Below are 13,653 nucleotides of genomic sequence, written 5' to 3' on the forward strand. Positions count from 1 at the left end.
GTCCCTCACGCCCTGTCCGCACCCTGTCCCGCGCGACATGTCCCTCACGCCATGTCCCACGCGCCATGTCCCTCAGGCCATGTCCGCCCGTCTCACCCCGCGGACCCGTCCTCCCCGCGGGTGAGCGCCCGCCGCTCCGGGCTGGCCGGCAGCGCCGCGCGGGCGCTCTGCACCGCCTCGGCCAGCGCCTCCGCGCGCGGGCTGCCGATCAGCACGACCCGGCGCCGCCCCTTCGCGTCGCGCCACACCAGCCGGACCGCCCGACCGCCGTCGCCCGGCATGTTGTAGATCCACTCGCCCTGGAAGTTGCGCCGGATCCCCCAGCCGCCGAAGCGCTTCCAGTCGTAGCTGGTCGCCTCGGCCGACTCGATCGCCGAGATCGGGATCTCCGGCCCGAACAGCCCGTACTGCACGTTCACGCTGCCGGCCGAGACCGTCACCCGCAGCACCGAGAACATCAGCCACACCAGCGACAGCAGCGGCAGCGCGAACAACAGCGCCAGCCACTGCCCGCTCGCCACCGTCGCCCCCAGCATCACCAGCATCGACGCCCCGAGGATCGCGTGCAACGGCCAGCCCGCGCGGTGCTTGTCGCGGTGCAGCACCATCCCCTGCCCGGCCATGAATTTGCGCTCGTAGAGGTCGGGCGTCCGCGCCTCCGCCACTGGGACAAGGTCGGTCGGTTCGCGCGCCATCGATCGAGCCTATGCCCCCGGCAAGCCGCCGGTCAACGCGTCCCCGCAGCGCCTGCGCCCACGCCTCGCGCAGCGCACACACCCGCCTTGACGCGCCCGGCGCGGCCTCCCTACGATGCCTCGTGCTCGCCCGCCGCCTGCTCTCGCTCGGCCTCCTGACCCTCGCCGCCTGCGACAGCGCGAACGACAGCGCGACCGCCGACACCGCCGACACCGCCGACACCGCCGACGATCACGGCCCCCCGCCCGAGGTCATCGGCGTCGACGTCCTCGAGCTCGAGATCCCCGGATCCTTGCACGTCCAGGGCCTCGCGCTGCCCGCTCGCATGTTCGTCCCCCGCTACGCCGACCTCGCCACCACCGCGCAGTCCGCCGTGCTCGTCATGCACGGCTCGGGCGGCCTCACCCGTATGCCCGACGGCAGCGAGGTCGATCGCCCGTGCAGCGCCGAGCTCGAGCCGCAGTTCGCCCGCTGGGGTCAGCGCCTCGCCGAGCTCGGCCACGTCGTCCTCATGCCCGCCAGCTACGACGCCCGCGGCTTCTGCGACCGCTACGACGACGAGGCCCGGATCCCCGCCGACTTCGACGACGACCGCGAGCGTCTGGTCGCCCGCGTCTACGACCTCGACGCCAGCAGCCGCTTCCTGTGCATGCGCCCCGAGGTCGACTGCGACCGCCTCGGCCTGCTCGGCTTCTCCCACGGCGCCTCCACCGTCATGCTCAGCCAGCACTGGGAGCTCGGCCGCGCCCTCGACGACTACGCCACCGGCGAGGGCGCCGGGCTCGACATCATCGTCCGCTCGCCGCCCCCGGGCGCCCCGCAGTTCAGCCTCGCGATCGGCTACTACCCCGGCTGCGGCCTCGAGAGCGTCGTCCACTTCGGCCTCGACGCCAGCGTCGATCCCGGCGCCCTCTTCTTCCCCGCCACCGACCTCTACATCGAGCACGGCAGCGCCGACCCGCTCATCGAGGACTGCAGCAGCGCCGACGGCCAGGGTCGCCGCCAGCTCCAGTCCGCCGCCGTCGCCGCGGCCCGCGGCGTCCCCGACCGCTACCACATCGCCGTCCACGCGGGCGCCGACCACGGCTTCGACAACGCCGGAACACCCGGCAGCGACGAGGGCAGCGGCAGCCAGCGCCCCGAGGACATCGCCGCCCGCGACGCCGCCCTCGACGCGACCCTCGCCCACCTCGCCGACGCGCTCGTCGCTGCCATCGACTGAGCAGCTGTGTCTCCCGCGGTCCTTCGACAGGGACGTCTCAGGTCACCCGTGGAGCATGCCAACGGCCCTCGACCTCCTCGCACCCGTGCGAGGAAACTCCGGCCAACCGCAAGTGCCCGCGCCGCGATACCCTGCCCGCGATGCCCGAGCACCCCGAGCACCCCGAGCACCCCGAGCGCCCCCCGCACGACGAGCTCCGCCTGCTCCTGCGCCCCGCCGGCGGCGGCCTGCACCTCGTCTCGACCGGCCGCGCCGAGCAGCTCGCCATGCAGCGCGCCCTCTACGGCGTCGCCGACGAGTCCGGCGTGCAGGCCGCGTTCGAGCGCCAGCTCCACGCGATCGCCGACGCCCGCGTCATCATCCTCGGCGTCCCCTCCGACGTCGGCGCCGGCTTTCGTCGCGGCGCCAACCTCGGCCCCCAGGCCCTGCGCGCCGCCCTGCTCGCCGCCGACCCCGACTGGCGTGACGCCCAACAGGCCCGCGGCGTCGTCGACATCGGCGATGTCTTCGTCGTCCCGCAGCTACTCAGCGACGACCTCGTCGCCCCCGCCGCGCGGGCCCGGATCCAGCGCGCCATCTACCCTGGCGAGGCCGACCCCTCCGACCTCCCGGTCGCCCCGCTGACGATCGCCGAGCGGGCCCTCGACTTAGTCCTCGCCTGCAACCCCGACGCTCGCCTCTTTATCATCGGCGGCGATCACTCGACCGCCTGGCCCGCGGTCGCCGCCCTCGCTCGCGCCCGCACCCGCCGCTTCGGCGCCCCGCGCCTGGCGATCGTCCAGCCCGACGCCCACACCGACCTCCTGCCCCACCGCCTCGGCATCCCGATCTGCTTCGCCACCTGGTCGTTCCACGCCAACGACCTGATCGGCCGCCAGGGCCGGCTCGTGCAGGTCGGCACCCGGGCCTCTCGCTTCCCGCGCGCGCACTGGGAGTCGACCCTCGATGTCCGCCAGTTCTGGGCCGACGAGTGCCGCGCCCACCCCGAAGCCGCCCTCCACGACCTCATCGCCCACGTCGACGCCCGCGGCCTCCCGGTCTACTTCTCCAACGACATCGACGGCACCGACGCCCGCTTCGCCGACGCCACCGGCACCCCCGAGCCCGACGGCCTGGGGCCCGACTTCGTCGTCGAGCTCATCCGTCGCCTCGGCGCCGGCGTCGGCCTCCTCGGCGGCGACCTGATGGAGCTCGCCCCGCCGCTCGGCCCGGACAACGGCGCCGCCACCGTCGCCCTCGCCGCCCGCTACACCCGCGAGACCCTCGACCAACTCGTCGCCGCGGCCGCCCGCGGCTCCGCTACACTCCCGCCCGCGTGAGCCAGCTCGGCAGCATCTTCGAGCCCGAGACCGCCGGACCCCGCGGTCGCGACCTGCGCGCCGAGGTCCGCGTCCCCGCCTGGGCCTGCGGCCACCAGGACGGCTACAGCGTCGACGTCCCCGACGAGCTCCCGGCCCCTGGCGGCTACGCCCGCCGCGTCCGCAGCGGCCTCGACACCGGCGACGCCGTCCACCTCCGCCTGCCCGCCGGCTTCCCCGACGGCGGCACCCTGCGCCTGCGCGGCCAGGGCGAGGCCAGCGAGGCCGCGGGCGGCCGCCCCGGCGACCTCCTGCTCACCATCAACCTCGACCTCACCCGGACCACCCCGCCGTCCGGCTCGCGCATCGCCGCCGCGCTCACCTGGCCTTCAGGACAGGTCCTTGCGGGCAGCCCCGGCGCCCCGCCCACGCTCGTGATCCTGGTCGTCCTCGTGTTCGCCGCCGGCGCCGCGATCATCATCCTCCTGTGATCCTGGGCCTGCGCCATCCCAGCGCTTGACGGTCACGCGGCGACCGCGTATGCCAGCTATGTGAGTTTTGAACTGCGTCCGATGGGTTGGGGCCGCCTCGCGGTCCTTGCGATGGGACTCGCCCTGATCGCCACCGAGGCCTCGGCCTTCACGGCGCCCCGCGGCGCTGGCACCGGCCACCGCGGGCACCGCGAGATGGCCCAGGGCCCCTCCGTGCGCACACAACGAGACGTCGCCTGGACCGCCCCACCGCGGGCATCGCGGGCCCACGCCCGCCTCGCCGCCGAGCTCGGCGCCGTCGACACGATGTGGGATCGCGACACCGGCGTCCCCCTGCGGATCTGGGGCGCCGGCGTCGCCGTCCCCGGCAGCGTCCAGTCCAGCGCCCCCGCGCTCCGGGCCGCCCGCCAGCTCCTCGCCGACCACCTCGCCCTGCTCGCCCCCGGCAGCCGCGTCACGGACTTCGAGCTCGTCGGCGACGACCTCCACGCCGGCGTGCGCAGCCTCGGCTTCGTCCAGCGCCACGCCGGTCGGCCCGTGCTCGGCGGCCAGCTCAGCTTCCGCTTCAAGCGCGACCGCCTGATCGCCGTCGCGTCCGAGGCCCTGCCCGACATCCGCGTCGACCTCGCCACCAGCGTCATCGCCGACGAGCTCGCCCGCACCCGCGCCGTCGCCTGGATCCTCGCCCTCGACGCCCCCGCCAGCGCGACCGCCACCGCCGTCGACGGCCCCTTCATCCTGCCGATCCTCGTGCCCGGTCAGCGCCCGCGCTACCGCGAGGTCGTGCGCGTCATCGTCGACGCCGCCGCCCCGATCGGCCGCCACGCCGTCTACCTCGACAGCGCCACCGGCGAGCCCGTCGCCCGCGATCCCCTGCTCCACTTCGCCAGCGGCAGCATCCAGTTCAACGTCCCCCAGCGCGGCCCGCAGGGCCCCCGCCTCGACCTCCCCGCGCCGCTGCTCGGCCTGTTCGTCAACGGCGTCGCCGCGGCCACCGACGCCGCCGGCGCGGTCAGCTTCGCCGATGGTCCGCCCGCCGCCGTCATCGCCGGCGTCCAGGGCAGCCTGGTCGCGCTCACCAACGAGGCCGGCCCCGCGGCCACCAAGGACCTGTCCCTTCCGCCAGGTGGCATCGCGCTCTGGTCCGACCCCACGGAGCAGATCGACGCCCAGCTCAGCGCCTACATCCACGCCAACATCGTCAAGTCGCGCGTGCGATCGGTCGACCCCACCTTCGCCTATCTCGACCAGCAGCTCACGGTCACCGTCAACATCGCCGACATCTGCAACGCCTTCTCCGACGGCGATTCGATCAACTTCTTCCTCTCAGGCCAGGGCTGCGAGAACACCGGCCGGATCTCCGATGTCGTCTATCACGAGTTCGGCCACTCGGTGCATCAGCAGGGCCTGATCCCCGGCGTCGGCCAATTCGAGGGCGCGCTCAGCGAGGGCATCGCCGACTACCTCGGCGCCAGCATCACCAACGACTCCGGCCTCGCCCGCGGCTTCTTCGTCGACACCCCCGACGATCCCCTGCGCGAGCTCGATCCGGTCGGCGACGAGTGGCACTGGCCCGAAGACCTCACCGGCGAGGTCCACGACGACGGCCGCATCATCGGCGGCACCCTCTGGGACCTGCGCACCGCGCTGATCGCCAAGCTCGGCGCCGGCCCTGGCATCGCCCGCGCCGATCACATCTGGTTCGAGTCGATCCGCCGCGCCGTCGACATCCCGACCATGTACCCCGAGGCCCTGTTCGCCGACGACGACGACGGCGACCTCGGCAACGGCACCCCCAACGAGTGCGAGATCAACCTCGCCTTCCACCGTCACGGCCTGCTCGGCGCCGGCGGCGTGTCTGGCACGGTCACCCAGCTGCCCACCACCGACGCCGGCACCCCCGTGCGCATCGCCATCGCCGGCGGCGCGAAGGCCTGCGTCGACCTCGAGCCCGTCGCCGCGCTCATCCGCTTCGGTCTCGCCGGCCAGCCCGGCGACGAGATCATCGACATGAACCCCGAGCCCGGCGGCTTCATCGGCACCATCCCGAGCTTCCCCGACGGCTCGCTCGTCGAGTACCAGATCGAGGTCGACTTCAACGACAAGTCCAGCCTCAGCTTCCCGCAGAACGAGGCCGACCCCCGCTACCAGATCTACTTCGGCCCGGTCACCCCGCTGCTGTGCAGCGGCTTCGAGTCCCCACAGGACCTCGCCGGCTGGCAGCTCGACGGTCAGTGGGAGCAAGGCCTCCCGCTCGGCCAGGGCGGCGATCCAGCCACGCCCTTCGCCGGCGGCGGCGTCGTCGGCGTCAACCTGGGCGGCATCTACGCCCCCTTCATCGCCAGCACCCTGCTAAGCCCCGTCATCGCCACCCAGGGCTTCCCCACCGTGCGCCTGCAGTACCGCCGCTGGCTCGGCGTCGAGGACTCCTTCTTCGACCAGGCCACCATCACCGCCAACGGCCAGCCCGTGTGGCAGAACGCCACCAGCAACGACGGCGGCTTCACCAGCGTCAACCACCGCGACAGCGAGTGGCGCTTCCACGACCTCGTCCTCACCGACGCCGTGCAGAACGACCAGGTCCAGCTCACCTTCAGCATCCAGAGCGACGGCGGCCTCGAGATGGCCGGCTGGACCCTCGACGACTTCTGCGTCGTCGGCACCGAGCAGCTCCCGCCGCCCCCCCCCGGCTTCTGCGGCGACGCCGTCCTCAACGCCGGCGAGCTGTGCGACAGCGGCGGCAACAACAGCGACGTCGTCCCCGGCGCCTGCCGCACGAACTGCCAGCCAGCCCGCTGCGGCGACCTCGTCATCGACCCCGGCGAGCTCTGCGACGACGGCGGCGTCCTGCCCGGCGACGGCTGCAGCGCCACCTGCCAGCCCGAGGGCCCGGTCGTCACCACCGACGACATCCCCACCGAGAGCCACGGCGACGACAGCGGCGACGACAGCAGCGGCAGCAGCGGCGGCCCAGGCCAGGGCGGCGACCTCGCCGACCGCGGCTGCGCCTGCGACTCGCGCGAGGGCTCGCCCCTCCACCACGCCGGCCTCGCCGCCCTGCTGCTCCTCGGCCTGCGCCGCCGCCGTCGCTAGCTCGCGCTCCGCTGTCGTCGCCAGGCCCCGCACCGCGGGCTCTGCGACCCCGCCGCGTTTGTGCCCGGCGACCCGGATCGCTATCCTCGCGCGCATGTCGGACCGCCCCGCGCAACCGGACCTGGCCGCCGGCCTGCTGCAGATCCTCCGCGATCTCATCACCACCGTCGGCGACGGTCGCGGCCTCGGCAACCTCGACCTCGACGCCTCGCTCGAGCGCGAGCTCGGCCTCGGCAGCCTCGAGCGCGTCGAGCTGCTCGGCCGCGTCGAGGCCCGCTACGGCGTGCGCCTGCCCGAGGAGGCGATCAGCGTCGTCGACACCCCGCGCCAGCTCCTCCGCCTGATCGAGTCCGCGCTCGCGGCCCGCGGCGACGGCCGCGATCACCACGGCGACGGCAGCTCACCTGGCCCTACGAACAGGTCCGAAGCGACAGGTCCCAAAGGCCAGGCCCGCGGCCTCCCGACCGACGACCCCGCGCCGCCGCCGGTGCACGCCGGCACCCTCGTCGAGGTGCTCGAGTACCACGCGCAGCACCACGCCGACCGCGTCCACATCCTGCTGCTGAGCGAGGACGGCTCCGAGGACCCGATCACCTACGGCGAGCTGCGCCGCGAGGCCGGGGCCGTCGCCGCCGCGCTGCGCGGGCTCGGCCTGCCCCCCGGCGGCACCGTGGCGATCATGCTGCCGACCGGCCGCGGCTACTTCGCCTCGTTCCTCGGCGCCATGCTGGCGGGCGGCGTGCCCGTGCCGCTCTACCCGCCGTTCCGCCTCGACCGCATCGCCGAGTACATCGCCCGCGAGGCCAAGATCCTGATCAACGCCAACACCAGCGTGCTCCTCACCTTCGACCGCGCCGCCCGCGTCGCCGACATCGTCCGCGACCACGTCCCCGCGGTCCGCCACGTCGTCTCGATCGAGGACATCCTGCGCGACCCGCCGCCGCTCTCCACCGTCAGCGCCGCCCTGCGCCCCGAGGACACCGCCCTCCTGCAGTACACCTCCGGCAGCACCGGCGACCCCAAGGGCGTCGAGCTCACCCACGCCAACGTGCTCGCCAACATCCGCGCCGCCGCGGCCGGCTGCGAGCTGCACGGCCGCGACGTCATGGTCAGCTGGCTGCCGCTCTACCACGACATGGGCCTGGTCGGCGGCTGGCTGATGAACTTCTACTACGGCAACCCGACCGTGCTCATGTCGCCGGTCAGCTTCCTCGCCCGGCCCGAGCGCTGGCTCGAGGCCATGGACCACTACCGCGGCACCATCTCGGTCGCGCCCAACTTCGCCTTCGACCTGTGCGTCCGCCGCGTCGCGCCCGAGGTCGTCGCCCGCCTCGACCTCTCGCGCGCGCGCGCCCTGCTCAACGGCTCCGAGCCGATCCTCCCGGCCACGCTCGACCGCTTCGCCGCCCACCTCGCGCCCGCCGGCCTGCGCCCCGAGGCCCTGTTCTGCGCCTACGGCCTCGCCGAGAACATGGTCGCCGTCACCTTCCCGCCGGTGCTCCGCCGGCCCCGCGTCGACAGCGTCGACCGCCGCCGCTTCGAGCGCGAGGGCCTCGCCGAACCTGTCCCTGCGGACAGCAAGCAGGGTCGCCTCGACTTCGTCGGCTGCGGCAGCGCCGTCCCGGCGCACGAGATCCGGGTGATCGACAAGCAGGGCCGGCCGCTCCCCGAGCGCCGCCAGGGCAGCCTGCAGTTTCGCGGCCCCTCGGCCTTCAAGGGCTACTACCGCAACCCCGAGGCCACCGCGCGGGTCAAGCACCCGGACGGCTGGGTCGACACCGGCGACCTCGCGTACCTCGTCGGCGGCGAGGTCTTCATCACCGGCCGCGTCAAGGACCTGATCATCAAGGGCGGCCGAAACTACTACCCGCACGAGATCGAGGCCGCCGCCGGATCGGTGCCCGGGGTCCGCCAGGGCTGCGTCGCCGCCTTCGCTATCCGCGACGACAACGCCGGCACCGAGTCCGTCGTGATCGTCGCCGAGACCAAGGAGCGCGCCCCCGACCAGCGCGACCAGCTCACGCGTGCGATCGGCGAGGCGGTCGTCGCCGCGGTCGGCATCCCGCCCGACCGCGTCGTGCTCACCGGCCCCGGCGCCGTCCCCAAGACCTCGAGCGGCAAGATCCGCCGCAGCGAGACCCGCGAGCTGCTGCTCGCCGGCACGCTCGGCAAGTCGCACGGCTCGCTCACCCGCCAGGCCGCCGGCCTGATCGTCCACGGCCTCCCGCGCCGCGCCGCCGGCCTGGCTCGCAGCGCCGCCGAGCTCGCCTACGGCGGCTACGCGCTCGGGGCCTTCTCCGCCATGTTCAGCGCCGCCCTGGCGCTCGCCACCTTCGTCCCCGCCGGCGCCCCGCTGCGCCGCTTCAGCGCCCGCAGCTGCCGCGCCATGCTGCGCGGCATGGGCCTCACGCCGCACCTCCTCGGCGGCGAGAACCTGCCCCCCGGCCCCGCGATCCTGGTCGCCAACCACGCCAGCTACCTCGACGCCATCGCCCTGCTCGCCAGCCTCCCGGACGACCTCCGCTTCGCGATCAAGGGCGAGTGCCGCGACACCCGGATCTTCGGCCGCGTCATGCAGCGCTGCGACCACGTGCTCATCGATCGCCAGGCCGCCGATCGCAGCCTCGGCGGCCTCGCCGATCTGGCCACGCGCCTGCAACAGGGCCAGCGGATCATCATCTTCCCCGAGGGCACCTTCAGCCGCGAGGTCGGCCTGCGCCCGTTCAAGCTCGGCGCCTTCCGCCTCGCCTGCGAGACCGGCGTCCCGATCGTGCCTGTCATCCTCCGCGGCACCCGCTCCGCCCTGCGCGACGGCACCGTGCTGCCCAGGCACGCCCGCATCGAGGTCGAGCTGCGCCCGCCGATCAACCCCGAGGGCAGCGGCCTCGCCGACTTCGTGCGCCTGCGCGACCGCGTCGCCGACGCGATCGCCGCCCGCGTCGGCGAGCCGCGCCTGCACGCCGTCATGGTCGCCGGCCTCGCGGGCCTCGAGGCCTGAAGCGCCGCGCCGCCGCCGCCCTCACAACATCAGGCAGGTGGCCGTCGGCGCCTCGTCGTCCGGCGCGAGCAGGCACTGCGCGCGCAGGCTCACCGCGATCACCGTCTGCGCGTCCGTCGGCGCCAGCGGCGTCTCCGGGCCCACGCTCGCCAGCCGGCGCAGGGTCGCCAGGTCGGCGCGGATCACCGGCGCCGCCATCGCGTTGAACTCGGACGATCCGGTCGGCGCGCTCGCGGCCGCGAGCAGGTCGGCCAGGGTCGTCGCGTCGGCGCCGGTCACCGGCTGCGCCTCGCGCCAACCTGGCCTTTCGGGCAGGTCCGCGAGCCAGCGCAGATACGCCTCGACCACCACCGTCGCCGCCGCCAGCTTGTCGTAGTCGAGGGTCTCCGGCAGGTCGCTCGCGCGGTGGTAGTGCGGCGAGCGGCCGCTCGTGAAGAACAGCAGCGGCGTGCGCTCGGCGAAGAAGGCCCCGTGATCGCTGAAGGCCTGGCGCCCGCCCGGCAGCTCCTCGACCAGGGCCAGGTGCATCGACCGGGTCACCAGCCGCGGCTCGCTGAACCCCGGCCCGCCGGACACCGCGATCGTCTCGCCGCCCATCACGTACAGCGGCGTGCGCTCGCCGGGCCACAGGTTGCCGCCCATCAGGTCCATGCACAGCATCGCCACCAGCTGCCCGCGCGGCACCGTCGGGTGCGCCACCCAGTAGTTCGACCCCATCGCCGGGCTGCGGTACGCGGGCGGCTCCTCGGCGTCGAAGGCCGCGATCAGCACGCTGCGCGCCGGCGGCCGCGCGGCGATCCGTCGCCCCACCTCGAGCAGCACCGCGACCCCGCTCGCGTTGTCGTCCGCGCCGAGGTAGCTGGTCTCGCCGTGGACCCCGAGGTGGTCGTAGTGGGCCGCCAGCATGACGACCTCGCTGGCGCGCGCCGGATCGCTGCCGCTCGCCAGCGCCAGGACGTTCGCCCCCTGCGGCAGCGCCTGGGTGTACTCGGCGTCCTCTCCACCTGGCCCCAGGGACATGTCCCGAAGCACCGCCTCGAGCCCGGCCCGCGCCGTCGCCCCGCCCGCGGAGCCCGCCGCGCGCCCGGCCAGCGCCGGCGCGGCCAGCCACTCGACCCAGCAGCGCAGCGCCTCCGCCGAGCCCGCCGGATCGGCGAGGCAGCTGCGCGGCGAGCCAGCCGGGCGCGCGCTCGCCTCGGGCGGCGGCGGTCGCACCCAGCTCGGCGCCGGCTCGCGGCCACACGCGAGCAGCAGCGCCAGCGCCAGCGGCCTCAGTTCTTGCACTCCTTCACCGCCGCCGCGACCCGCGAGGTCGGCCGCTTCTTGAGGATCGCCGCCGTCTCGGCGCGCGCCTCGGCTCCGCGGTTCAGGGCGCACAGCGCCTTGATCTTCACCTCATCGAATTGATCGGTGAGCTGGCTGGTCGGGAACTCCTTGGCGTGCTGGTTGACGTACGCGATCGACTGGTTCGCGTTGGTCTTCAGCGCCTTCTTGGCCGCCGAGAGCATCTCCAGCTCCATGATCACGCGCCCCGGATCGGCCTTGCCCGAGGTGTCGCCCGGCGTCGGCTTCGGCTCGGGCTTCGGCTCGGGCTTCGGCTTCGGCTCGGGTTTCGGCTTCGGCTTCGGCTTCGGCTTGGTGCTGCCCCCGTTCTTGACGTTGTCCCCGACCGTGCCGCCCGCCTTGGTCGGCTCCGGCAGCGTCGGCGGGGTCGTCGTGCCGTCCGGCGGGGTCACGGACGCCTCGGGCTGCGTCGTCGCGGTCGTCGAGCTCGCGGGCGGCGTCGCGGCGGTGTCACCGGGTGGTGTCGGCTCTCCGGGCGTCGTCGCGGCGCCGGGGCTCGTCTCCGCCGTCGCCACCGTGTCGCTGTCCGCGACCACCGTCGTGCGTCCGAGGAACCACCACGCGGCCGTCGCTCCGAGCGCGAGCAAGATCGGCGCGATGTACAGCCATGGGCTCGTGCGTCGCAGTCGCGGTCGATCGGCGCGCGAGTCGAGCTCGCCGACCCCCTCGTCCGTGAAGCTGTCGCTGCGCACCCGCGGCACCGCGCGCTGCGGCGCCCCGAGCGGCCCCGCGGAGGCCGGCGCCATCGGCGAGCCGTACGGCCCCGCGACCGGCGGCGGCGCGAACGGCCCCTGTCCCATCGGAGCCGGCGGCGGCCCACCTGGCCCCGGGAACATGGCCCCGGGGACAGCTCCCAGCCCCGCGCCTGGCGGCGGCGCGAACGGTGCCGGCGCGACGGGTGCCGGCGTGAATGGTGCCGGCGTGAATGGTGCCGGCGCGACGGGTGCCGGCGCGACGGGTGCCGGCGCGACGGGTGCCGGCGCGAACGGAGCCGGCGGCGCCACCTGGCCCCGGGAACATGGCCCCGGGGACAGCTCCCAGCCCCGCGCCTGGCGGCGGCGCGAACGGTGCCGGCGCGACGGGTGCCGGCGCGACCGGAGCCGGTGCGACGGGTGCCGGCGCGACGGGTGCCGGCGCGAACGGAGCCGGCGGCGCGATCGGAGCCGGAGCCACGAACGCGGCCTGCTGCGGCACCTGCGGCACCTGCGGCACCTGCGGCACCTGCGGCACCTGCGGCGCCTGCGGCGCCTGCGGCACCTGCGGCGCCTGCGGGACACCCGGCGCTGGTGCGACCCCGGCCGGTGGAACCGCCTGCGGCGGCGCGAACGGAGGCCGCTGCGGCACGAAGGTCGGCCCGGCCGGCGCACCCGCCACCGGACCTGTCCCTCCGGACATGCCCCCGGGGACAGGAGGCAACGTGGCCCGCGGCGGCGGCAACCCGCCGAGCACGGGTGGCGGCGGCAAGCCACCGATCCCCGGCGGTCGCCCCAGCCCCGGCAGGCTCGGCGCGCGCCCGAAGGGCCCGGGCGGCAGGCCCGGCGTCGCGGGCACGACGGGCGCCCCGGCGATCGCTGGCGGCGACCCGGGCCCCGACAGCGGCGCCGCGCCAGCGGACGGAGCGAGCACCGGCGCGACAGGAGCGCGCGGGGCGGCGACCGGGGGCAGCACTGGCGCGACCGGTGGCGGCGCCGCGGCGACCGGCACACGCGCCCGGCGCTCGTCCGTCTCGGGCTCCGCGAGCGACGCCAGCAGCGATCCCGCCGCCGGCTGGACCGGCAGCGCCGAGCTGGCTGAAGGGACAGGTGAGCTGGCCGAAGGGACAGGCGCCGAGGCGGGCCGCTGCCACGCGACCCCGGGGGGCGGCGAAGCGACTGGCGGCGCCACGATCGGCGGCGCCGCGTCCGGGGCGACGCGAGCCAGCACCCGCCGCCAGCCCGCGGCGATCGCCGTCGCGTCGGGCTGACACGCCGCGAGCCAGGCCGACAGCACCTCCTCGGCGCCCGCACCGGACGTGACCGCCGCGAAGTCCCGCAGCAGCTCGACCAGCCCCGCGCGCACGGCGTCGAAGCTGAGCCCGAGCTCCGCCGAGATCTCCGGCACCCGCAGCCCGCCGACCTCGGCGAGCACGAACATCTCGCGCCGCCGCGGCCGCGGATCCTCGAGAAAGTTGGCGAGCACCGTGCCGCCGGGCACCGGGTAGCTCACGGGCGGCGCGTCCTCGGCGACCTCCTCGCGGTAGCCGTCGGCGACCCGCAGCGCCAGCACGCACAGGCGAGCCTTCGCCAGCGCCGGCGTGCGCAGGTCCTCGCCGCGGCTGTGCGCCATCACGAAGGTCTCGAGCACGATCTCCTCGACCATCGTCGCCGGCAGCCCGAACAGCTGGATCGCGGCGCGCACCAGCCCGACCTGCTGCGTGTACGCGACGTGCAGCGACTCGAGACCAGGCGGTGTAGCGGACGCGGACAACGGAGCTCGGGGGCGCAAGGATACTGCACGCGTCTCGGCCCCGGA

Annotated in this window: 9 protein-coding genes; 5 read left to right on the forward strand and 4 right to left on the reverse strand. The window is 74.9% G+C overall.

All coding sequences use genetic code 11. The features are described from left to right. Positions 1-92: 92 nt before the first annotated feature. On the reverse strand, positions 93-695 hold the full coding sequence (locus tag IPJ59_RS03175; protein ID WP_293254806.1) for a hypothetical protein: 603 nt from the start codon (positions 693-695) through the stop codon (positions 93-95). Positions 696-817: 122 nt separating this feature from the next. On the opposite strand from IPJ59_RS03175, the gene IPJ59_RS03180 reads away from it, so the two are divergent. From IPJ59_RS03180 to IPJ59_RS03200, 5 genes are all read left to right on the forward strand, one after another. Next, complete coding sequence (locus tag IPJ59_RS03180; protein ID WP_293269688.1) at positions 818-1,918, forward strand: dienelactone hydrolase family protein; 1,101 nt, start codon at positions 818-820, stop codon at positions 1,916-1,918. 140 nt (positions 1,919-2,058) lie between these two features. After that, positions 2,059-3,237 carry an arginase family protein gene (locus tag IPJ59_RS03185; RefSeq protein ID WP_293254812.1) on the forward strand — a complete coding sequence of 393 codons (1,179 nt, stop codon included), beginning with the start codon at positions 2,059-2,061 and terminating at the stop codon, positions 3,235-3,237. Continuing rightward, complete coding sequence (locus tag IPJ59_RS03190; protein WP_293254815.1) at positions 3,234-3,707, forward strand: DnaJ C-terminal domain-containing protein; 474 nt, start codon at positions 3,234-3,236, stop codon at positions 3,705-3,707. The genes IPJ59_RS03185 and IPJ59_RS03190 overlap by 4 nt, the downstream gene beginning before the upstream one ends. An 81-nt stretch (positions 3,708-3,788) precedes the next feature. Continuing rightward, positions 3,789-6,800: a hypothetical protein gene (locus IPJ59_RS03195; RefSeq protein WP_293269689.1), complete on the forward strand. Its 3,012-nt coding sequence runs from the start codon at positions 3,789-3,791 to the stop codon at positions 6,798-6,800. Between the two features lie 94 nt (positions 6,801-6,894). After that, entirely contained in the window at positions 6,895-9,798 is a 2,904-nt protein-coding gene (locus IPJ59_RS03200; RefSeq protein ID WP_293269690.1) for an AMP-binding protein, read from the forward strand. Positions 9,799-9,819: 21 nt separating this feature from the next. Here the strand turns inward: IPJ59_RS03200 and IPJ59_RS03205 are convergent, their stop codons facing one another. From IPJ59_RS03205 to IPJ59_RS03215, 3 genes are read right to left on the reverse strand one after another with little or no spacing between them, the layout of a single operon-like run. After that, on the reverse strand, positions 9,820-11,082 hold the full coding sequence (locus IPJ59_RS03205) for a M28 family metallopeptidase (protein ID WP_293269691.1): 1,263 nt from the start codon (positions 11,080-11,082) through the stop codon (positions 9,820-9,822). Then, on the reverse strand, positions 11,070-11,657 hold the full coding sequence (locus tag IPJ59_RS03210) for a hypothetical protein (RefSeq protein ID WP_293269692.1): 588 nt from the start codon (positions 11,655-11,657) through the stop codon (positions 11,070-11,072). The genes IPJ59_RS03205 and IPJ59_RS03210 overlap by 13 nt, the downstream gene beginning before the upstream one ends. Further along, positions 11,593-13,608, reverse strand: a complete 2,016-nt coding sequence (locus IPJ59_RS03215; RefSeq protein WP_293269693.1) for an RNA polymerase sigma factor — start codon at positions 13,606-13,608, stop codon at positions 11,593-11,595. The genes IPJ59_RS03210 and IPJ59_RS03215 overlap by 65 nt, the downstream gene beginning before the upstream one ends. Positions 13,609-13,653: the final 45 nt, after the last annotated feature.

The organism is Nannocystis sp. (genome assembly GCF_016714285.1).
In the GTDB taxonomy this organism is placed as follows: domain Bacteria; phylum Myxococcota_A; class Polyangia; order Nannocystales; family Nannocystaceae; genus Nannocystis.